Origin of the sequence: Corynebacterium sp. HMSC28B08 (assembly GCF_001806865.1) — a bacterium.
Taxonomy (GTDB): domain Bacteria; phylum Actinomycetota; class Actinomycetes; order Mycobacteriales; family Mycobacteriaceae; genus Corynebacterium; species Corynebacterium auriscanis.
Genome location: NZ_KV786153.1, coordinates 51,408 through 70,972, shown reverse-complemented (window position 1 = coordinate 70,972; position 19,565 = coordinate 51,408). Strand labels below are relative to the sequence as shown.

The following is a 19,565-nucleotide window of genomic DNA, read 5'->3' as shown; positions in this document are numbered from 1 at the left end:
TCTTAAACGCGACGACGCTTGGGTGGGCGGCAGCCGTTGTGAGGCTGTGGCGTGACATCAGCGATGGAGCCGAGCTCGAGACCAGCGGTGGCCAGAGAACGGATGGCGGTCTCGCGGCCGGAGCCGGGACCCTTGACGAAAACGTCAACCTTCTTCATGCCGTGCTCCATTGCCTTGCGAGCGGCGGACTCAGCAGCCAGCTGCGCAGCGAATGGGGTTGACTTGCGGGAACCCTTGAAGCCAACGTGGCCGGAGGATGCCCAAGAGATAACAGCACCCTTTGGATCCGTGATGGAAACGATGGTGTTGTTGAAGGTGGACTTGATGTATGCGTGGCCGTTGGCCACATTCTTCTTAACGACGCGACGGCCGGTACGGCGTGCGCGGGTTGGAGTCTTAGGAGCCATTACTTCTTCTTTCCTGCGATGGTCTTCTTAGGACCCTTGCGGGTACGAGCGTTGGTCTTGGTGCGCTGGCCACGAACGGGCAGACCGCGACGGTGGCGCAGACCTTGGTAAGAACCGATTTCGATCTTGCGACGGATATCGGCCTGAACCTGGCGGCGGAGGTCACCCTCGACCTTCCAGGTGTTCTCGATAACGTCACGCAGAGCGGACAGTTGCTCGTCGGTCAGATCCTTGGAGCGCAGGTCAGGAGAGATGCCGGTCTTTTCCAGCAGCTCCTTGGAACGGGCTGGGCCAATTCCGAAGATGTATGTAAGTGCAACCTCCATGCGCTTTTCGCGTGGGAGGTCAACACCAGCAAGGCGTGCCATGTGGCTTATTCCTTCCGGATGAGCGGCGGTTTTCTCCACACTCATCCCTCGTCACCCATGTTGCGCACGGTGGGCTATTCCCTCGGGACCTTCGCCACAGTTGTCATTTCCAATCGTGGAAGTGAAACTGCCTTGCTGGGAGGCCGTTTTCATCGAGTGAATGCGCTTTGTAACACGCAAAACCAACGCTGCATAACGCGCGCGTTGGGGGCTAAAGGGCTCCAGCCGCCGCGGCCGGAGGTATTGCTTGGAACGTGCATGCCCCTCGGTAGTTACCGAGTAATAGTGCGCGCCCCAATGGATGTGCGGAGGCTTACGATTTACTTGTAGCGGTAAACGATGCGTCCACGGGTCAGATCGTATGGAGAAAGCTCCACAACAACCCGATCCTCAGGGAGGATACGGATGTAGTGTTGGCGCATCTTGCCGGAAATGTGGGCCAAAACCTTGTGCCCGTTATCCAGCTCGACACGGAACATCGCGTTGGGCAAGGGCTCGACAATGCGGCCCTCAACCTCAATTGCGCCTTCCTTCTTTGCCATATCCTCCACGTTTCCCCGGCACCGTTTGTGCCGGTTGAATGCTGTTTTGCTACGTACTTTGGTCTTCGGGCTAATCGGCTGTTGGGATTCTGTCCACTTTCTCGAAGTTGGCATATGCGAGTTGCTACTGCCCCGTGTGCGGGGGCCAGTGTTGACTCAAACACCGAGTAACTTTCACACCAGCCCTTAACGATACACGCGACCTGCGCGAATCCAAAATCTCGCCTGAGAGTGCAACCAAACCCCGCCTATAAGAAAAAGGGGCTCACTGCACCGTGAGACCCCATCAGCGAGAGCCAGATGTCACCGCACCCCACGGGGAGCGGGCCGATGCTACTGCTGGACTACTGCCGCACCACAGAGGCGCAGTAGCTGGGTTATAACCTCACCGCTGCAATTGTACCGCCGAGCCACTCCCGCACCGCTGCAATTCTACTGCCGGGTCACTCCCACGCCGCTGCTACGCTGATGCTGGACTACTGCGCTACTGCAGCCCCGTCAGTTGTGGCGCGCTCGTTATTCCCCAGCTCCCCCTTAGCGAAGCGGTTGATCATCATCGCGATGGCTCCATCGCCGGTGACGTTACAAGCGGTACCGAAAGAGTCGATGGCAACGTATGCCGCGATCATGAGGGCCACCTGCGACTCATCAAAGCCCAGCTGAGATTCCAGCAGGCCAACTGCTGCCATGATGGCACCACCCGGAACACCGGGGGCAGCCACCATCATCACACCGAGCAGGAAGATGAAGCCGAGGGCGGCGCCGGGCGTCAAAGGAGTATTTGTAAGGAACATGACAGAGAAAGCAAACAAGCCAATCTTCATCATGGACCCAGACAGGTGCACGGTCGCACACAAAGGAACAACGAAACCTGCAACGGATTCACTCACACCGTTTTTCCGAGTGGATTTGTAGGTGACGGGAATGGTGGCAGCCGACGAAGCTGTTCCCAGAGCCGTGAAGTACGCCGGCAGCATGTTACGCAGCGCCTTAAACGGGTTCCTTCCAGCAACTGCGCCTGCGACGAGGTACTGCAAGATAAGCACAACCCACGTCATGATGGTGGCCAGAATCAGAACCTTGGCGAAGGCAACCAGCACGAATTTCAGGTTGCCGTTCATTCCCATCGTGAGGAACACTCCAAAGATGTAGACCGGCAGCAGCGGAATCACGAAGGCTTCGATAACCTTCATCACCACATCGCGCAACTCGTTGGCACCGGCCTGCAAGGTTTTCGCACCGATGTTCGCCATAGCAATACCGACGGAGAATGCCAGCAGCAGGGCGGCCATCACTTCCATTGGCGCTGGCATCTCCACCGTGAAATACGGAGCCAGTGCCCCCTTATCGATATCGGGGGCTTGCACCATCGACTGCCCCTTCAGCAACCATGGGTAGACCGATTGGGAAACAGCCCATGCCAGCAACCCGGACAGGATCGTGGAAATATAGGCCAACCCGGCGGTTGCACCGAACCACTTGCCTGCACCTTGGCCCAAATTAGCGATCGCCGGAGTGATGAGTGCGAAAATCAGGACTGGCACGAAGAAGCCTAGGAAGTTACCGAATAGTCCGGTGAATGTTGCCGCGCCACGACCGAACCAGTCTGGTGCGAAGAGACTCAATACGATGCCCAAGACGATGGCAATGAAGATCCAAGCCAGGAGGGGCAAGCGCCGTTGTTGTGCTTTCATAGCGCCAGATTAATAGAATGTGAAGCAATTACATAATATTCATAAATGCGTAAAGGGGTAGCCGGGGTACGGTGTGCGCCCCCGGTAATCTGCCTCCGGCGTTGCGGGCACAGCACTGCGCCCTGATGTTCCGGCTCGGCACTACCCCTAGTGTTACGGGCGCGGCACTGCCCCTCGTGTTACAGGCACAGCACTGCGCCCTGGTGTTACGGGCGTGACGTGAGGATGCGCGGTCCTTCAGCGGTGGCCGCCACGGTGTGCTCCCAGTGCGAGGAGAACGACCCATCGTCGGTGACCACTCCCCAGTCATCATCCAGCACAAACGAATCACAGCTACCGTTGGTCAGCATCGGCTCAATTGCCAACACACTGCCTTCTTGAATGATCGGCCCGCGACCGGGGCGCCCCTCGTTGGCTAGGTACGGCTCTTCGTGCATGGTCCGGCCAATGCCGTGGCCACCGTATCCGTCCACGATGAACAGCTTTAGCCCGAATTTCTCCTCCGCCTGCCGCGTCGCTTGTTCCAGAGCCCAGGACACATCTGTCAGATGGTTGCCGGGCACCATGGCCTTCAGCCCCTCGTACAAGACCCATTCAGTAGCCTCGTTGAGCTTCCGGTTTTCCTCCGCCAGCTCCCCGATCCCGAACGTCCACGCCGAATCTCCCACCCAGCCGTCCAAGGTGGCGCCGCAGTCGATGGAAACCAGGTCCCCCTCCTTCAACACAACATCGGCCGAAGGAATGCCGTGGACGATCATGTCGTTGACCGACGAGCAAATGGAGCCCGGGAATCCCTCGTACCCTTTGAAGGTTGGCACCGCTCCAGCATCTCGGATGGTTTGCTCGGCGATCTGGTCCAGCTCTAGGGTACTGACGCCCGGCTTCGCAGCGTCTTTGACTGCCACTAGGGTCCTACCGACGATTTCTCCGGCTGCCTGCATGGCGTCGAGCTCTAAAGAAGTTTTTGCAGCGATAATCTTGTTCTTCCGCCTGAAGCCCATGGTGCCTTTCCTTGAAAACGGGGTGATTGACAACGAGATGTAAAGAGAAAACCCGGGCGGGAAAAGTTGTGGTTCCCGCTCGGGTTCGTGTTACTGCGATGGGTGCGCTGGGATGATGACCCCCGGCCCCTCGCGTGTCGTTGGATTAGTTATCCAGCGCGTCCAGCGTGGTGGTGGAGATATCCTCTACGCTACCTTCGGCATCGATGTTCAGCAGTAGATCACCGTAGTGCTCGATTAGGGGTGCGGTCTCATCGCGGTAGACCTGCAGGCGGGTACGGATGGTGTCCTCGTTGTCATCATTGCGACCACGGGCCAGCATGCGCTCTACAACCACGTCCTCAGAAACGACGTAGTTGATCACTGCATCCAGGGACTGGCCTTGTTCCTTGAGCATCTCTTCCAACAACTCAGCCTGCTCGATGGTGCGTGGGAAACCGTCCAAGAGGAATCCGTCGGCAGCATCGGACTGAGCCAAACGATCGCGAACCATGTTTGCCGTCACGGACGTTGGCACCAGCTTGCCGGCGTCCATGTACTCCTGCGCCTGCTTGCCCAGCTCGGTACCCTTGCTGATGTTCGCGCGGAACAAATCTCCGGTGGAGATGTGGGGGATCTTGAGGGAATCGGAAAGCAGGGAGGCCTGCGTACCCTTTCCTGCGCCGGGAGGGCCCAGCAGAACTAGTCTCATTTGAGGAATCCTTCGTAGTTGGCTTGCATAAGCTGCGACTCAATCTGCTTAACCGTAGTCAGTGCCACGGAGACCAGAATCAGGATAGCCGTGCCACCGAATGGCATGGACTGGTTGCCGGTCGCAGAGGTCTGCACACCCATGTTAATCAGAATGTTGGGCAAGATGGCGATCAGGCCAAGGTAGACCGAACCGACTACCAGCAGTCGGTTCATGACGTAGCCCAAGTATTCCGCGGTGGGGCGTCCCGGACGGATGCCCGGGATAAAGCCACCGTACTTCTTCATGTTGTCCGCCTGATCATTGGGATCGTATTGCACGGAAACGTAGAAGAAGGAGAAGAAGATGATCAGGAACAGGTACAGCAGGATGTACTGCCATGCGGCTGGATCCTGCAGAACCGACATGACGTTGCGGTTCCACCAGTTGTCCTGAGCTGCCTGTGGGTTGCCCGACTGAATGATCTGGGTGATCAAGATCGGAACGGTCAGCAGGGAGGAAGCGAAGATCACTGGGATAACGCCAGCCTGGTTGACCTTCAGCGGCAGGTACGTGGAGGTCTCACCGTACTGGCGGCGGCCGATCATGCGCTTGGCGTACTGCACGGGGATGCGGCGCTGCCCCTGCTCCATGAAGACCACGCCGATAACCAGGATCAGCACACCGACCACAACGGCTGTGAACACGGGGCCACCAGAAGTCTGCAAGATGGTGGCACCTTCACCCGGCAGCGAAGTGGCGATGCCCGCGAAGATCAGAAGGGACATACCGTTACCGATGCCACGGTCCGTGATGAGCTCGCCGAGCCACATCACCAACACAGCGCCGGAGGTCATAACCAACACCATGGTAACCAAGCCGAAGACATCCACGTTGTCCTTCAACACGGGAACGCCCTGGCCCAGCAGCTGCTTACGGTCTGCCAGTGCAACAATGCCCGAAGACTGCAGCAATGCCAGTGCCACGGTCAGGTAACGGGTGTATTCCGTCATCTTGGCCTGGCCGGTCTGGCCTTCCTTCTTCAGCTGCTCAAACTTGGGGATCACCACGGTGAGCAACTGGATGATGATGGACGCCGTAATGTACGGCATGATGCCAACCGCAAACACGGACAGGCGCAGCAACGCGCCACCGGAGAAGAGGTTGATCAGAGAGTAGACCGCAGAGTTATTGGTCAGCGACTTGATCTGGTTTGTGATTGATGCGTAATCAACGCCTGGGGTCGGAATCTGGGATCCGACACGGAACAGGACGATCATCGCAAGAGTAAAGAGGATCTTCTTGCGGAGATCTGCGTTTTTGAACGCCGAGACGATGGCGGACAAATTAGCCTCCCGTGGGCAGGCACCGTGATGTGGGATACAAAGGGCGGAAAGTGCTGGTATCCGCAGCCTTTGCCACCACCATCGGCAACTTGCCTGGTAATTTCAGTCCCTCTGCGAAAGCAAAAAGACACACTTGGACATAGAACTACCCAAGATTAGCAGCATTGGCCCCCGCATTAAACTCGGGCCACTTTAAAAAACTATGCGTAATGGGTAAGAAAAGAAAAAGAAGGGCGCTCAACCCCGAGGGATTGAGCGCCCTTACTTGGCTACCGAGAGACTTTATTAAGCCTCGGTGATGGAGCCACCTGCGGCTTCGATCTTCTCCTGTGCAGACTTGGAGAACTTCTGCGCGGTGACATTCAGCTTCACGCTGATATCGCCATTGCCCAAAACCTTGACCGGCTGCTTAGCACGGACCAGGCCTGCAGCAACGATGTCTGCTACTGCAACATCGCCACCGTTGGGGAAAGCCTTTTCCAGGTCGGATACGTTGACAACCTGGAAGGTGACCTTCGCTGGGTTCTTGAAGCCCTTCAGCTTTGGCAGGCGCATGTGCAGTGGCATCTGGCCACCCTCGAATGCTGCCGATACCTGCTTACGAGCCTTGGTGCCCTTGGTACCACGACCAGCGGTCTTACCCTTGGATGCCTCACCACGACCAACACGGGTCTTGGCCTTGTTAGCACCCTTGGCGGGACGGAGGTCGTGGAGCTTGATTGGATCGCTCATTTTTCCTACTCCCCTGCCACTTCTTCGACCTGAACCATGTGGCGCACGACGTTGACCTGGCCGCGGACGGCTGGGGTGTCCTGCAGGACAACCGACTGGCCGATGCGCTTCAGGCCCAACGAACGGATTGCGTCACGCTGGTTCTTCTTAGTTCCGACGAGACCCTTGAGCTGGGTAATCTTCAGAGCCATGTTTATGCCCCCTGTCCTGCTGCACGGGCGCGCAGCATAGCGGCGGGTGCAACCTCTTCCAGAGTCTTGCCACGTCGCGCGGCAACCTCTTCTGGTCGAACAAGCTGCTTCAGGCCGTCGACGGTAGCGTGCACAACGTTGATGGCGTTGTCAGTACCCAGGGACTTCGCGAGGATGTCCTGAACACCTGCGCACTCCAGAACTGGACGTGCAGCGCCACCAGCGATAACACCGGTACCTGGGGCAGCTGGCTTCATCATCACAACGCCAGCGGCGGTTTCGCCCTGGACTGGGTGAGTGATGGTGCCGTTGATCATTGGGACGCGGAAGAAGTTCTTGCGAGCTTCTTCAGCACCCTTCTGGATTGCAGCGGGAACTTCCTTGGCCTTGCCGTAGCCGACACCGACCATGCCCTGACCGTCGCCCACGATGACGAGAGCGGTGAAGCTGAAGCGACGACCACCCTTCACAACCTTGGACACACGGTTGATGGTTACGACGCGCTCGATGTACTGGTTGCGCTCGTCCTGCTGCTGATTGTTGCGACGATCGTTGCGGTTACCGCGCTCGTTACGATCGTTGCGGTTGTTCTCGGCGGAGCGTCCGCCGTTACGTTCACGTTCCGACATCACGCGTTCCTTCCGTTGATGGTGTTGATGGTGATCATTAGAACTTCAGACCACCTTCGCGAGCTGCGTCAGCCAGAGCGGCGACGCGGCCGTGGTACTTGTAGCCAGCGCGGTCGAAAACAACGTTCTCGATGCCTGCGGCCTTAGCACGCTCGGCGATCAGCTGGCCGACCTTAGCTCCGCGAGCTTTTTTGTCGCCCTCCAGTGCACGCACGTCGGCTTCCAAGGTGGAAGCGGCTGCCAGGGTGTGACCGGCGACATCGTCGATCAGCTGGGCGTGCATGTGACGGGAGGAACGGTGCACGACGAGACGTGGGGTCTCGGCGGTACCGGTCAAGTTCTTGCGGATACGGAAGTGACGACGTGCACGTGCGGTGCGACGGCGGGTGGAAATATCCTTGCCCACCGGAAGTCGCTTTTCTGCCTTGTTGGATGCAGTATTGCTCATTACTTACCCGTCTTTCCGACCTTGCGACGGACCTGCTCACCTTCGTAGCGGATGCCCTTACCCTTGTATGGGTCATCCTTCCGCAGACGGCGGATGTTGGCGGCGATCTGTCCAACCTGCTGCTTGTCGATACCAGTGATGGAGAACTTGGTGTTTCCATCCACCGCGAAGGTGATGCCTTCCGGTGCCTCAATCAACACAGGGTGAGAGTAACCCAGAGCGAACTCCAGGTTCTTACCCTTAGCCTGAACACGGTAACCAACACCGAAGATCTCCATCTTGATGGTGTAACCCTCGGTCACGCCGATAACAGCGTTGTTGATCAGGGAACGGGACAGGCCGTGCAGGGAACGGTTCTTGCGGTGGTCATCTGGACGAGAAACAACGAGGTTGCTCTCCTCCTGAGCCACGGAAATTGGAGCCGGAATGTCGACGGTCAGGGTGCCCTTAGGGCCCTTAGCCTCGACAGTCTGGCCGTTGATGCTGATGGTGACGCCAGAGGGAACCGCCACCGGTGCCTTACCGACACGAGACATTGGCTAACCTCCTCTTACCAGACGTAGGCGAGAACTTCTCCGCCTACACCCTTGTTGGACGCCTCACGATCAGTCAGCAGCCCCTGGGACGTGGAGATGATAGCCACGCCCAGGCCGCCGAGGACCTTTGGCAAGTTGTTGGACTTTGCGTAAACGCGCAGACCCGGCTTGGAAACACGGCGTACGCCAGCGATGGAACGCTCGCGGGATGGGCCGTACTTCAGCTGCAGGGTCAAGGACTTGCCAACCTTCTCGTCAGCGACGGTGTAGTCAGCAATGTAACCTTCCTGCTTCAAGATCTCGGCGATGTTGGCCTTGATCTTGGAGGAAGGCATAGAGACAGAATCGTGGAATGCGTTGGAAGCATTCCGCACGCGGGACAGCATGTCCGCGATTGGATCAGTCATGGTCATAAGACGGTGACCTGTGCCTTTCTCGTTGCGGTTCCCGAACTCACCGGGTGCGTGTACCGCGCGATTGGGGGCCACTAGCGCTCCCCACGCTCAATAACCTGGGGTGCTCGCTGCCACATTTTCCGCACGGCCGCTTGTCGGCAAGGGGCCTACAACAAAGTGGATTAACATGTTTCAGAGGAAAATTCCGCGCTACCAAAAGGGCGCAGAAGTCCAAGGGGAGACAGTACAGCACGCTGGCGTTTTCTCCAAAACGCTGCACTTTTAGTTGAGCTGTGGCGCCCCTCTGGCCATTGTCCCGTCCCGTCGCCATCCACCCCTTTCCGCCGCACATTGGCTGTGGCGTGGCATGGGGCTCAGGTTCTTTTTATCTCGACGCCAACTAGGACGTTCCCAGCACAACCTCGTTGATTTCCGCAGCCACGGTCTCCGGAGTCTCCCAAATCGGGGTATGCCCCGCGTTCGGTTCATCCACTACCCGAATGCCCGGTTGGCCGCGCCACGTGATGAATTCCGTGAAGGCCAAACGCCCATCTTGCTGACCCACAATCGCCGTCGTTGGGATGCCATGTTTTCCGTGCACTTCCCTGAGGCGATCCACCATAGGCGACTGCTTCAAATAGCGATCAATCGCCCCAGTTGCCGCCAAGAAGTCTGGGAGCGAGGTGTTGCGCAGATCGCGCACGAACTGCGGCGGAACTCCGTGATTGGGTGCAAAAGCTGTAGCCAGGTTCTTTTCAGCCATGGCGGGGGTCATCAACTTCCAGATGAGGTTGCCGATTACGGGCTTGGTCAGGACCACTTCGGCAGCCGAGCGGGCAGAAACCCGCGCGGTAGTGGTTGGGGTGGCGTTTACCAGCACGAGGTGCTCCACCAGTTCGGGCGCAATCTCCGCCACGGCCGTGGCCACCAAGCCGCCACGAGAGTGCCCAACTAGGACCGCTTTACGCCCGGCGCGCTGCACTTCCTCACGAATGGTTGGAATTACCGAGCGCGCATCGCTTTCTATCGTTCGCGGATCACCAAGTGCCAGCGCCACCGTGTTCACGCGGGGATCCAGTTGTTCCTTCAAACGGTCGAAGGCGGCAGGGCTGCCGCCAAGGCCGTGGAGCATCACCACAGGGGCAGTACTCCCGCCCGCAGCCGTTCCTGGCGCAAAACTGTTTCCGCCCCCGTCCAATTGCATCCCGACCAGTTGCATCCCGGCCAATTGCACCCCATTTGCTACACCGGTAGCTTCCCCAGCCACCGGGGCCGCCGAGGCTGCCGGGGCGGCCGGGGCTGCCGCGCCCGGCGGCAACACACCGTCCGCTGGGCCCGTCAACAATGGCACCACTTCGTGATCCTTCTGCGAGATTCGCCGTGTGCGCAAAATATACTCCAGGGTGGACCCCGGCCAAATGTTGCTATTGTGCCCCGTCTGGTCCAGGTACCACGAGTCACAGCCACCGGACGTCCACACCGTCCCATTGGTCAACCGGCCCAAGAGGTGATCGAAGTTGCGCTGGGCGCGGGGCGTCGGTGCGATAGAGGCCTTCACCGGCACAGAGCCAGAGTTCACCGTGCGGGAAGAAGCTAGTTCCACGGCCTGGCGAATATACCTGGCCTGCGCCTCAAACATGAGGATGACCGAGGTGTGCCCCAGTCCAATGTTCGGTCCGTGCAGAAGGTAGCAATTGGGGTACCCCGCAACGGACGTACCCAGGTAGGCGCGCGGGCTGGGACCCCACTTCTCGGCTAGGGAGAGTCCGGCGGCGTCGCGGACCTTATCCGTCAGGGGCAGGCCGTCGGTCTTGAAGCCGGTTGCGAAAATCACCACGTCAACGGGGTGTTCCTTACCGTCCTGATCGACCACCCCGTGTGCGGTCAGGGCTTTCACCCCGCCGCAGACCACCGTCGTGTTCTCCGCATTCACCGCGGGGTAATAGGTGTTGGACAGCAAGATTCGCTTACAACCGATCCGGTAACTCGGAGTAAGCTTTCGGCGTTTCTCAGGATCCGTCACCTGCGATTCCAGGTGGCGCAGCGCGTGCTTTTGGGTGGGGCCCATCAGCACGGGGTGTCGGAAGCCCAACACGGTGACCTCGCGCTGCAGGTAGATCTTCCAGCGACGCAACCGGTTCAGAATCGGCCGCTTACGCAATCGCTGCTGCTCCGCAGCGCTAATAGGCCGATCGTGGCGCGGCATCACCCAGGCCGGGGTGCGCTGGAACAGTGTGAGACTTTCCACCTCCGGTTGGATCGCTGGGACAATCTGGATTGCCGATGCCCCGGTCCCCACTACGGCTACTCGCTTACCGCGCAGGTCAACATCGTGATTCCATTCGGCACTGTGGAAGTATTCGCCCTGGAATTCATCCAGCCCAGGCAACCGCGGAATCACCGGTTGCGCCAGCGCGCCCGTTGCCACCACGAGGTGATCAGCTTCTATGGATGTGGTGTGGGTCGGTGTGGTTGCTGTCGTTTCTGGGTTCGCCGCCTGCGCCGCGCCCGTTGTCGTTTCCACGGGTGTTGCCTGCGCCGCCGCGGCCGTTATTACTTCCATCCGCCAACTGGCACGCTCGGGTTGCCACTGCGCGGCGATCACCTCCGTATTACAGCGCACGTGCGACCGCAGCCCCTCCTTGTCCACCACGCCCTGCAAGTACTCCCAAATCTGCCCCTGACGTGCGAACATATCCTCCCATTCGGCGCTCACATTGTGAGAGAAGGAATACAGGTAGCTCTGCACATCACAGGCCGCACCTGGATAGTCGTTATCCCGCCACACTCCACCGATGTCCCCGGCCTTTTCATAGATGGTGAAATTGTGGAACCCCGCTCGTTTGAGCTCAATGGCCGTAGCCAACCCCCCGAAGCCACTGCCGATGATGGCGATGCTGGCGTTCTTATTCATGCGCTACCTCACCCTAGTTTTAAAGATAAAAATACATTTCAATTACAGGCTAGAGAGCTGGCCCGCGTTGAGAGGCAGAATGCTTAAAATACTTTTCATGCGCGCTCAGCCCACCACCCCGCGTCGCGATGGTTCCACACGTCGCAGGTCGGCTGTACTACTTATTCTCCTTCTGGCCATCGCGCTACTTAGTGCTGCTTCACTGGCTTTCGGCACGAGGGCGGTGGCTCTTTCTACTCTTCCCGACGCCCTCCTGCACCCCTCCTCCGATAATCCCTGGGACCAGCGCATCATTTCTGAGTTGCGCTTGCCCCGAACGGTGCTCGCCCTCGTCGTGGGGGCAGCCTTGGGCGTGGCGGGCGCGTTGGTGCAGGGCCATACCCGCAACCCGCTCGCCGATCCCGGATTGTTGGGTGTCAATGCCGGCGCTGCTTTAGCGGTTGTCATTGGGTTCACATGGCTGGGTGCCACGACGGTGCTGGCTACGAGCGGCCTGGCCCTCATCGGCGCGTTGGTGGCGACCGTGCTCGTTTTCGTAGTGGCCCAGGTAGTGGGCAATCGCTCCGATCCGCTGACGTTGGTACTGGCCGGGGCCGCCTTGACCGCGGTGGTGAGTTCCGCCACCACCGCCATCGTGTTTTCCAGCAGCAACAACTTGGATCGCATGCGTATGTGGACGGTGGGGTCCCTGATTGGCCGCGATGGGGCTTTCGTCTCAGCTATCACTCCGGCGCTGCTGGCCGTGATCCTGTTAGCGCTATGTACCGCGCCGCAGTTGAATTCCCTAGCGCTGGGGGAAGACGTGGCGGAGAGTCTTGGTGTCAGCGTGACCTTTGCTCGTGCGTTGGGCATTGGGCTCATCGCGGTTCTGGCGGGTATCTCCACCGCCGCAGCCGGGCCCATCGGGTTTGTAGGGTTGTTGATTCCACACGTAATGCGCAGCACGATCGGGCCGGATTACCGCTGGCTTTTACCATCATGTGCTCTGGCCGGGGCCATATTGTTACTGGCGTCGGACATCGTGGGGCGCCTTATTGCCCACCCGGGTGAGGTTCAGGTGGGAATCGTTTTGGCTTTCGTAGGCGCGCCCGTTTTCATCGCCATGATGGCCAGAAGGCGACTGGTGCGACCATGAGTTCACCCCGCAGCAATTCCATGCACGACAAATCGCCGGCACTGGGGTCACAACCCCAATTCGCTGCTATCCATCGGCGGGGACTACTGCGCTCGCGCCTGCTGCCGCTGACTCTCGGAATCCTCGTTTTCATTCTGCTGGCGTTGAGCGTAGCAATCGGTGAATATACCCTCACCCTTCCGCGCGTGTGCGCGATCCTCCTCGGCGATCGCTCCTCCCGCTTCGAGGCCACCGTGGTATTGAGCTGGCGCATGCCCCGCGCGATCACCGGCCTGGCCGTGGGTGCCGCCTTGGGATTATCGGGCGCGATCACTCAATCCCTCACCAGAAACGGCCTGGCCAGCCCAGATATTTTAGGCGTGACCGCCGGGGCTTCAGCCGCCGCGGTCACCGTCATCATCGTGGGTCCCACTACGGGCGTGCTGGGGTGGCTCTCGGGTGCGGGAATCCCCGTCGTAGCATTCTGCGGCGCCACCGCGTCCGCGGCTGTCGTATGGTTCTTGTCATTTCGAGGTGGGCGCCCCGACCCCGCCCGGTTGGTCGTCATTGGCCTTTTGCTCACGGCGATGCTGGGCGCATACATCAATTTCCTCATGGTGCGCGCCAAACTGTTGGATGCCGCCGCCGCGCAATTCTGGCTGACCGGATCCCTGACGAACTCCACGTGGGCACGCACATGGCCCGCTGTCATCGTGGCCCTCGTCGCCATCCCGGTCGCATGGTGGTTGGCGTTCCAGTTTCGTGCATTGTTGCTGGGCACCGAACTAGCCCAGAGCCTAGGCCAACGGACGCGTGCCACCCAGTTGGTAGCTTTGGGCGTCGCTATAATCCTTGCAGCCGTGGCCGTTGCGGCGGCGGGGCCGATAGGGTTCGTAGCGTTCGCAGCTCCTCATGTGGCGCGATTGTTGGCGGGCACGTCTGCCCCGCCACTGGTCACGAGCATGCTGACTGGCGCCGTATTGTTACTCGCGGCGGACCTTTTCGTGCGCACAGTCACGCCCACCGATATTCCCGTTGGTCTTATCACCAGTTTCTGCGGGGGTCTATTCCTCATGTTCCTGCTCATACAACGGCGGCGAAAGGAGGTCCTGGCATGAGCGCCCTATCCGTGGCGATGCTGGCCCCTTCACACACGTACTCAGTGACGCGCAGGGAAGTGAGTGTGCTGTGGCATCTTTACCCGTGGCGATGCTGGCCCCTTCACGCACGCACTCGGTTACATGTAGTGAAGTGAGTGTGCTGTGAATGTTACTTCTGGGCCGACGCCCCCTCTATCCACCCACGAACTCTCCGTAGGCTATGGCCATGCCGGGTTGGTGTTGCAAGACATCAACGTGCAGATTCCAGCCGGGAAAACCACGGCCATCGTCGGGGCAAACGGCTGCGGAAAGTCCACGCTGTTGAAGACCCTCGCGGGGTTGATCAAACCTACAGGTGGCTGCGTACAGCTGAGTGGGACATCGATCTCACGGTACTCACGCCGGCAGGTCGCCCAAACATTGGCCTACCTGCCGCAATCTGCTGTCGTCCCTGATGGGGTAACGGTACGAGACCTTGTGGCCAGGGGTCGGCACCCCCACCAGTCGTGGCTGCGTCAGTGGTCTCCGACTGACGACGCAGTGGTAGAGCGCGCCATGCAACACGCGGGATGCGCGGGCTTGGCGGACCGGTTGGTGGCGAAGCTTTCCGGTGGTCAGCGACAACGCGCGTGGCTGGGGTTGGTCCTCGCACAGGGTGCGCAGACTTTGCTATTGGACGAACCGACAACGTTTTTGGACCTTCCCGCTGCGCTTGAGGTGCTAAGGACGGTGAAGATGCTGACGGCCGCAGGGCAGGGTACTTTTCCTGATAGTCCGATCCTCGGTGGCGATCCCACGGAGGCGCCCGCTACGGCCCGGACCGTCGTCATGGTGCTGCACGATATCAACCTAGCGGCGCGGTTTGCTGACCACATGATCTGCCTTGGCAGCCACGTGCATTCCCCAGCTTCCCGCATCATCGCTGAAGGGGCGCCTGCACAGATCATCACCCCGGAGCTGTTGAATGATGTCTTTGGGCTGCGGGCCCGCGTGATTCCCGATCCTGTTACCGGTGGCCCACTGGTCGTTCCGGAGGAATAGGCAAATCTCCGCCTACGCCGCTCCTGCGCCGGCTCCCCTTCGCCGCCCCTGGATACAGAAATACCCGCCACCTACCGACATGTTGTCGGCGGACGGCGGGTTTTCAATCCGGCGGGTTTACACCGGAGCCCAAAAGCTTCCGTGACTAATTAGTCGTTGGAGCCCTGGGTCTTGAATGGGAAGCCCAGCTCACGCAGCAGTGCGCGGCCTTCGTCGTCGTTCGAAGCGGTCGTAACAACCGTGATGTTCATACCACGTGGACGATCGATCTTATCCACGTCGATTTCGTAGAACATGGTCTGCTCAGACAGACCGAAGGTGTAGTTACCGTGGCCGTCGAACTGGCGATCGGACAGACCGCGGAAGTCGCGAATACGTGGCAGAGCAACGGTCAGCAGGCGATCCAAGAATTCCCACATACGGTCGCCACGCAGGGTAACGCGTGCACCGATTGGCATGCCTTCACGCAGCTTGAAGTTAGCGATGGCCTTCTTCGCGGTACGGATCTGTGGCTTCTGACCGGTGATGAGGGTCAGGTCGTTGATGGCACCGTTGATCAGCTTGGAATCACGAGCAGCGTCGCCGACACCCATGTTGACCACAATCTTGGTCACACCGGGGATCTGCATAACGTTGTCGTAGTTGAACTCGGTGTTCAGCTTCTCGCGAATGTCCTCACGGTAGCGAGTCTTCAGGCGTGGGGTGTAGTTTTCGCTCATCGTTAGATGTCCTTCCCGTTGCGCTTGGAGACGCGGATCTTCTTGCCGTTTTCGTCGAAACGGTAGCCGATACGGGTCGGATTACCATCGGAATCCACAACCATCACGTTGGATACGTGGATTGGGGCTTCCTGGGTGACAATGCCGCCGGATTCTGCGCCGCGCTCTGGAGCAGAGTTTGCAACGTGCTTCTTAATGGGATTTACGCCCTCAACGAGGACCTTGTCCTGCTTCGGGAAAGCCTGGATGACCTTGCCCGTAGCGCCCTTGTCTGGGCCCGAGATAACCAGTACGGTATCGCCCTTGCGGATCTTCATTTAGAGCACCTCCGGAGCGAGAGAAATGATCTTCATGAACTTCTTGTCACGAAGTTCACGAGCCACTGGGCCGAAGATACGGGTACCACGTGGATCGTTGTCGTTTGCCTTGATGATGACAGCTGCGTTCTCGTCGAATGCAATGTAGGAACCATCTGGACGACGAGTTTCCTTCTTGGCGCGAACGATGACGGCCTTGACGATGTCGCCCGACTTTACGGTGCCACCTGGGGTAGCTTCCTTTACCGTGGCAACAACGATGTCACCGATACCAGCGGAGCGCCGAACAGAGCCTCCGAGCACGCGGATGACCAGGATTTCCCGGGCACCGGTGTTATCGGCAACTCGCAGGCGCGATTCTTGCTGAATCACTATGAGTCTCCTTGTTTGACCTAGTTAAGTTTCACGTGCGTGGGATTACCGACCCTCGCGCACACGGTCCGTTGACCTGCAATTCCATCTACCCAGCGCACCTCAGTAAGAACACGTAAGCCGAAGCAGACGGTGGGAGCGCTCATTGAATTAACGGCGGTTCCACGCAGGCAACTTGGTAATTATTCCATGCCCTGGGGTGGCCTTCCAAATCCGGCATTCACCGCCACATGGCCACACCGCAGCAGGACAACACAGCGGCAGGACAACACACCAGCTTGGCGACAACGCAGTGACTCGGCGACGACACAGTGACTTGGCAACACAGCGAAAGACACACTCCGACTGATGCAGCTGTGGGGCACGCGGCACAACACCGGAGCGGTCGAGCCGCACGTTCTGCTAGCGGGCCACCTTCTCGGATTCGCAATTCCGATGAATATATATATGACTTATGTCACACTTTTGACGGATTGTCTTACAATTTGCTTTTTTACCCGCTAGATTAAAACACGTCCGAGGCACTACCCCGCTTCGAACAACCTGAAGCACATAGTGCTGGCATAGCCCCTCTCTCGCGAACCCAATGATTAGGCTACGCCAGCATTCACATCACGATCGATCTTCATCGCTTCGATGTCGACACCCCTCCCGAAAGGATCACCATGGCTACTAAGAAGAACCTGGTTGCAGTTGCTGCAGCCACCGCTCTGGCACTGACCGCTACCCCTACCGCTTTCGCAGCAGACGCTGCTGAAGCTCCAGCTACCACCTCTTCTTCTGCTTCCTCCTCTTCCCAGGATGACGCAGCTACCACCGAAGAGGGCGCAACCGGCTCCTCCAACACCGAGGCACCTGCAGGCTCCTCCGAAGAGCAGAAGGCTGAGCTGAAGGGCTCCTCCGACAAGTTCTTCGGCTGGGACGAAAACACCAGTGGCCTGGACAAGTTCAAGACCATCTTCAACACGATCGTGAGCATCGTCAAGACCATCTTGGGCATCCCTTCCCTGGGTTCCTCCAACTAATTTAAGGTTATTAGCTCACGCTGAGGAGCTAACTACTTTTGTTGAACACCAAACCGCCGTCGCAGGTTCGCAGCCCGCGCCGGCGGTTTTGCTTTCTTCCCACACGCCAGCACCACACCCACTCCCCTTTTTTTCTCGACGCCACTCCGCACCCCACCCCACAACGCTCCGATGGGGCGCTCAAGATCCCCGAGAACGCAATCAGAAAATGAATCCACTCCAGCAGGTCGGGATTGCTATTGATGGTTTCCCCGTCTACCCCACCACGGTACGGCACACGGTAGCTCCACGGCAGACGCTGAAGACTTCGGTCAACGACCGGATTTTTAATGCTCTATCATTATCTCGCCCCGATTACTCCTACTTAGTTTTTAGTGAATGTTAATTGAATTAGAAGCATGATCTTCGTCACTGGGGGTGTGATCTGTTGATAATCGTGCTAGATTATCTTTCGTACCTAGGCCGTGGATGACTAAACGCCACGTGCCACCACGTTTCATTCACTTCAGAGGATTAATATGAAGAAGACTCTCTTGGCTCTGGCCACCGCTTCCACCGTTGCATTCGCAGGCACCTCCGTTGCCGTAGCTGAAAACGAGGATCCAACCCCCGGCTCCGCGTCTGCCGCTCTTTCCGGCAAGAAGGACGAGGCTCCAAACACCGAGGCTCCAAACACCGAGAGCTCCGACACCTCCAGCTCTGACGAGTTGTTCGGCTGGGATGAGACCGTTAAGCCCTTGCAAAAGCTCGAGCAAATCGCGAAAGCGTTCGGCATCATCGTAACTGTCGTTGGTGGAATCGCCACGCTGATCGCTAGCTTCCAGAAGATCGCAGATTCCTTCAAGAAGTAAGCGCTTCTGCGACCCACGTCGTGGCCCCAGCACTCTTTAAAGCGCTGACACCCGAAACTCGCTAGGCACACATGCTGCTCTAGCGGGTTTTTCATATTTCTAAGCTCTCACCTCAGGGTTAAACGACCAATTAGGGGTTTTATCGTTGAACCCTCACTTCATTCCAACGAAGGGGTTTCATTCCAGGGTAGGTAAGGGTAAGCTAACCATCGCTATGAATGTTGCCACACCGCAGGTCAGCAAACTGACCGTCTCCCCCACCCGGCGGAACGCCTTCACCGACCACCAGCTGGTCGATCCCCCGCAAGCCGCGGGGCATGAGCTGTTCCGAGCCACCATTCACGAGATCACGTCTCCATCACACCGGTTGCGCCGCATCACGCTCCACTCCCCCTCCTTCGCGACGTATCAACTCTCCGGTCCTGACGAGTTCTTCGGCCTCCTCATGCCACAACCCGGCACCCCGTTACACCTCCCACAGCAAACTAAGGGCGAAAACCTTCGCGCCGCAGTGGCCGAGATACCCGCGGAGATCCGGCCCAACCTGCGTTGGTACACAGTACGGCAGTTCGATCCCCTGAACTGCACACTGACTTTCGACATCGTGACACACGGTATCACCCTGGAAGACCTCGAGGTCGGGCACGACATTGGCCCTGGGCTGCGCTGGTGCCTGACAGCCCAGGTGGGTTCAGAAGTTGGACTATGGACCGCGCACGGACTGTGGCATCGCGCCGCTCCGGCGCAGACTCTTATCGCCGACCCCTCAGCGCTGCCATCACTGCGTGCGATCTTGGAATACACCCAGACCTTTGCCCCGAAACAGCTGCGCGACATGCACGTTATCGCAGTTGCTGAAACCGCCGAAGATATTGAGCCACATCTGCTTTCGGAATGGCAGGAAAAACTAGGGAGCGTGGAACTGCTGTTTTGCCCGGTCGCCGAGTTCACCTCGCAGACCGTGCGGTTACTGGAGCGCATCGATGCCCTCGAGCATCCCGCTCGGTTCTCCCAGTACGTCTGGGTTGCCGGTGAGGGTGACCTATGCAAGAACGTCCGCCGCCACTGTGTTTCCACATGGAAGCTTGAGACCTCCGCCGTGCAGTGGTGTCCATACTGGTTCCTGGGGAAAGCACGACCTTAGCGACCAACC

At 58.8% G+C, this 19,565-nt stretch carries 23 protein-coding genes; 6 read left to right on the top strand and 17 right to left on the bottom strand.

The genetic code is table 11. The features are described 5' to 3' along the window. Positions 1-2: 2 nt before the first annotated feature. The 14 genes from rpsK to HMPREF3098_RS11625 form a co-directional block, all read right to left on the bottom strand. The gene (gene rpsK / locus HMPREF3098_RS01975; protein ID WP_013889187.1) at positions 3-407 is read right to left on the bottom strand and encodes a 30S ribosomal protein S11; all 405 of its coding nucleotides are present in this window, start codon (positions 405-407) and stop codon (positions 3-5) included. Beyond that, a complete protein-coding gene (rpsM, locus tag HMPREF3098_RS01970) occupies positions 407-775 on the bottom strand; it encodes a 30S ribosomal protein S13 (RefSeq protein WP_025403538.1) in 369 nt (122 codons plus the stop codon). Before rpsM ends, rpsK begins: the two co-directional genes overlap by 1 nt. A 320-nt stretch (positions 776-1,095) precedes the next feature. Beyond that, positions 1,096-1,317, bottom strand: a complete 222-nt coding sequence (gene infA / locus HMPREF3098_RS01965; RefSeq protein WP_005519800.1) for a translation initiation factor IF-1 — start codon at positions 1,315-1,317, stop codon at positions 1,096-1,098. 476 nt (positions 1,318-1,793) lie between these two features. Then, positions 1,794-3,011, bottom strand: a complete 1,218-nt coding sequence (locus HMPREF3098_RS01960; RefSeq protein ID WP_070433788.1) for a dicarboxylate/amino acid:cation symporter — start codon at positions 3,009-3,011, stop codon at positions 1,794-1,796. Between the two features lie 206 nt (positions 3,012-3,217). Further along, complete coding sequence (map, locus tag HMPREF3098_RS01955; protein ID WP_070433787.1) at positions 3,218-4,012, bottom strand: type I methionyl aminopeptidase; 795 nt, start codon at positions 4,010-4,012, stop codon at positions 3,218-3,220. 145 nt (positions 4,013-4,157) lie between these two features. Next, the gene (locus tag HMPREF3098_RS01950) at positions 4,158-4,703 is read right to left on the bottom strand and encodes an adenylate kinase (protein WP_035113638.1); all 546 of its coding nucleotides are present in this window, start codon (positions 4,701-4,703) and stop codon (positions 4,158-4,160) included. Then, a complete protein-coding gene (gene secY, locus HMPREF3098_RS01945; RefSeq protein WP_070433786.1) occupies positions 4,700-6,028 on the bottom strand; it encodes a preprotein translocase subunit SecY in 1,329 nt (442 codons plus the stop codon). Before secY ends, HMPREF3098_RS01950 begins: the two co-directional genes overlap by 4 nt. 285 nt (positions 6,029-6,313) lie before the next feature. After that, positions 6,314-6,760 carry a 50S ribosomal protein L15 gene (gene rplO, locus HMPREF3098_RS01940; RefSeq protein WP_035113636.1) on the bottom strand — a complete coding sequence of 149 codons (447 nt, stop codon included), beginning with the start codon at positions 6,758-6,760 and terminating at the stop codon, positions 6,314-6,316. A 5-nt stretch (positions 6,761-6,765) separates the two neighbouring features. Further along, positions 6,766-6,951 (bottom strand): 50S ribosomal protein L30, encoded by a 186-nt coding sequence (gene rpmD / locus HMPREF3098_RS01935; RefSeq protein ID WP_070433785.1) that lies wholly within the window; start codon positions 6,949-6,951, stop codon positions 6,766-6,768. 2 nt (positions 6,952-6,953) lie between these two features. After that, complete coding sequence (rpsE, locus tag HMPREF3098_RS01930; protein ID WP_070433784.1) at positions 6,954-7,580, bottom strand: 30S ribosomal protein S5; 627 nt, start codon at positions 7,578-7,580, stop codon at positions 6,954-6,956. 37 nt (positions 7,581-7,617) lie between these two features. Continuing rightward, complete coding sequence (gene rplR, locus HMPREF3098_RS01925; RefSeq protein ID WP_070433783.1) at positions 7,618-8,028, bottom strand: 50S ribosomal protein L18; 411 nt, start codon at positions 8,026-8,028, stop codon at positions 7,618-7,620. Next, positions 8,028-8,564 (bottom strand): 50S ribosomal protein L6, encoded by a 537-nt coding sequence (gene rplF, locus HMPREF3098_RS01920; protein ID WP_035113631.1) that lies wholly within the window; start codon positions 8,562-8,564, stop codon positions 8,028-8,030. The genes rplR and rplF overlap by 1 nt, the downstream gene beginning before the upstream one ends. Positions 8,565-8,578: 14 nt before the next feature. Then, a complete protein-coding gene (rpsH, locus tag HMPREF3098_RS01915) occupies positions 8,579-8,977 on the bottom strand; it encodes a 30S ribosomal protein S8 (protein ID WP_035113926.1) in 399 nt (132 codons plus the stop codon). A 382-nt stretch (positions 8,978-9,359) separates the two neighbouring features. Beyond that, a complete protein-coding gene (locus HMPREF3098_RS11625) occupies positions 9,360-11,873 on the bottom strand; it encodes an alpha/beta fold hydrolase (RefSeq protein ID WP_070433782.1) in 2,514 nt (837 codons plus the stop codon). A gap of 97 nt (positions 11,874-11,970) precedes the next feature. Here HMPREF3098_RS11625 and HMPREF3098_RS01905 point away from each other — a divergent pair, with 97 nt between their 5' ends. The 3 genes from HMPREF3098_RS01905 (at position 11,971) to HMPREF3098_RS01895 (ending at position 15,128) form a co-directional block, all read left to right on the top strand. Continuing rightward, a complete protein-coding gene (locus HMPREF3098_RS01905; RefSeq protein WP_070433797.1) occupies positions 11,971-13,008 on the top strand; it encodes a FecCD family ABC transporter permease in 1,038 nt (345 codons plus the stop codon). Beyond that, positions 13,005-14,105 carry a FecCD family ABC transporter permease gene (locus HMPREF3098_RS01900; protein WP_070433781.1) on the top strand — a complete coding sequence of 367 codons (1,101 nt, stop codon included), beginning with the start codon at positions 13,005-13,007 and terminating at the stop codon, positions 14,103-14,105. Before HMPREF3098_RS01905 ends, HMPREF3098_RS01900 begins: the two co-directional genes overlap by 4 nt. Positions 14,106-14,249: 144 nt before the next feature. After that, positions 14,250-15,128, top strand: a complete 879-nt coding sequence (locus tag HMPREF3098_RS01895) for an ABC transporter ATP-binding protein (protein ID WP_070433780.1) — start codon at positions 14,250-14,252, stop codon at positions 15,126-15,128. Positions 15,129-15,277: 149 nt separating this feature from the next. On the opposite strand, the gene rplE is transcribed toward HMPREF3098_RS01895, so the two are convergent. The 3 genes from rplE to rplN are packed head-to-tail and all read right to left on the bottom strand — an operon-like array spanning position 15,278 to position 16,536. Then, positions 15,278-15,847 carry a 50S ribosomal protein L5 gene (rplE, locus tag HMPREF3098_RS01890; RefSeq protein WP_035113629.1) on the bottom strand — a complete coding sequence of 190 codons (570 nt, stop codon included), beginning with the start codon at positions 15,845-15,847 and terminating at the stop codon, positions 15,278-15,280. Positions 15,848-15,849: 2 nt separating this feature from the next. Further along, positions 15,850-16,164, bottom strand: a complete 315-nt coding sequence (gene rplX, locus HMPREF3098_RS01885) for a 50S ribosomal protein L24 (RefSeq protein WP_035113628.1) — start codon at positions 16,162-16,164, stop codon at positions 15,850-15,852. Further along, the gene (rplN, locus tag HMPREF3098_RS01880) at positions 16,165-16,536 is read right to left on the bottom strand and encodes a 50S ribosomal protein L14 (protein WP_035113627.1); all 372 of its coding nucleotides are present in this window, start codon (positions 16,534-16,536) and stop codon (positions 16,165-16,167) included. It lies immediately after the preceding gene. Between the two features lie 665 nt (positions 16,537-17,201). Here rplN and HMPREF3098_RS01875 point away from each other — a divergent pair. From HMPREF3098_RS01875 to HMPREF3098_RS01865, 3 genes are all read left to right on the top strand, one after another. Beyond that, positions 17,202-17,561: a hypothetical protein gene (locus tag HMPREF3098_RS01875; RefSeq protein ID WP_035113626.1), complete on the top strand. Its 360-nt coding sequence runs from the start codon at positions 17,202-17,204 to the stop codon at positions 17,559-17,561. Between the two features lie 518 nt (positions 17,562-18,079). Further along, positions 18,080-18,412, top strand: coding sequence for a hypothetical protein (locus HMPREF3098_RS01870; RefSeq protein WP_070433779.1), 333 nt, complete (start codon positions 18,080-18,082; stop codon positions 18,410-18,412). A 214-nt stretch (positions 18,413-18,626) separates the two neighbouring features. Beyond that, positions 18,627-19,556 carry a siderophore-interacting protein gene (locus HMPREF3098_RS01865; RefSeq protein WP_210385918.1) on the top strand — a complete coding sequence of 310 codons (930 nt, stop codon included), beginning with the start codon at positions 18,627-18,629 and terminating at the stop codon, positions 19,554-19,556. Positions 19,557-19,565: the final 9 nt, after the last annotated feature.

What these genes read in the sequence shown, in the direction of transcription:
- rplE (WP_035113629.1), bottom strand. Translation starts at nt 15,847, where the DNA reads ATGAGCGAAAACTACACCCCACGCCTGAAGACTCGCTACCGTGAGGAC.
- HMPREF3098_RS01875 (WP_035113626.1), top strand. Translation starts at nt 17,202, where the DNA reads ATGGCTACTAAGAAGAACCTGGTTGCAGTTGCTGCAGCCACCGCTCTG.
- HMPREF3098_RS11625 (WP_070433782.1), bottom strand. Translation starts at nt 11,873, where the DNA reads ATGAATAAGAACGCCAGCATCGCCATCATCGGCAGTGGCTTCGGGGGG.
- HMPREF3098_RS01950 (WP_035113638.1), bottom strand. Translation starts at nt 4,703, where the DNA reads ATGAGACTAGTTCTGCTGGGCCCTCCCGGCGCAGGAAAGGGTACGCAG.
- rplO (WP_035113636.1), bottom strand. Translation starts at nt 6,760, where the DNA reads ATGAGCGATCCAATCAAGCTCCACGACCTCCGTCCCGCCAAGGGTGCT.
- HMPREF3098_RS01900 (WP_070433781.1), top strand. Translation starts at nt 13,005, where the DNA reads ATGAGTTCACCCCGCAGCAATTCCATGCACGACAAATCGCCGGCACTG.
- rpmD (WP_070433785.1), bottom strand. Translation starts at nt 6,951, where the DNA reads ATGGCTCTGAAGATTACCCAGCTCAAGGGTCTCGTCGGAACTAAGAAG.
- HMPREF3098_RS01960 (WP_070433788.1), bottom strand. Translation starts at nt 3,011, where the DNA reads ATGAAAGCACAACAACGGCGCTTGCCCCTCCTGGCTTGGATCTTCATT.
- HMPREF3098_RS01870 (WP_070433779.1), top strand. Translation starts at nt 18,080, where the DNA reads ATGAAGAAGACTCTCTTGGCTCTGGCCACCGCTTCCACCGTTGCATTC.
- map (WP_070433787.1), bottom strand. Translation starts at nt 4,012, where the DNA reads ATGGGCTTCAGGCGGAAGAACAAGATTATCGCTGCAAAAACTTCTTTA.
- rpsH (WP_035113926.1), bottom strand. Translation starts at nt 8,977, where the DNA reads ATGACCATGACTGATCCAATCGCGGACATGCTGTCCCGCGTGCGGAAT.
- HMPREF3098_RS01865 (WP_210385918.1), top strand. Translation starts at nt 18,627, where the DNA reads ATGAATGTTGCCACACCGCAGGTCAGCAAACTGACCGTCTCCCCCACC.
- rpsK (WP_013889187.1), bottom strand. Translation starts at nt 407, where the DNA reads ATGGCTCCTAAGACTCCAACCCGCGCACGCCGTACCGGCCGTCGCGTC.
- rpsM (WP_025403538.1), bottom strand. Translation starts at nt 775, where the DNA reads ATGGCACGCCTTGCTGGTGTTGACCTCCCACGCGAAAAGCGCATGGAG.
- infA (WP_005519800.1), bottom strand. Translation starts at nt 1,317, where the DNA reads ATGGCAAAGAAGGAAGGCGCAATTGAGGTTGAGGGCCGCATTGTCGAG.
- rplF (WP_035113631.1), bottom strand. Translation starts at nt 8,564, where the DNA reads ATGTCTCGTGTCGGTAAGGCACCGGTGGCGGTTCCCTCTGGCGTCACC.
- rplX (WP_035113628.1), bottom strand. Translation starts at nt 16,164, where the DNA reads ATGAAGATCCGCAAGGGCGATACCGTACTGGTTATCTCGGGCCCAGAC.
- rplR (WP_070433783.1), bottom strand. Translation starts at nt 8,028, where the DNA reads ATGAGCAATACTGCATCCAACAAGGCAGAAAAGCGACTTCCGGTGGGC.
- HMPREF3098_RS01905 (WP_070433797.1), top strand. Translation starts at nt 11,971, where the DNA reads ATGCGCGCTCAGCCCACCACCCCGCGTCGCGATGGTTCCACACGTCGC.
- rpsE (WP_070433784.1), bottom strand. Translation starts at nt 7,580, where the DNA reads ATGTCGGAACGTGAACGTAACGGCGGACGCTCCGCCGAGAACAACCGC.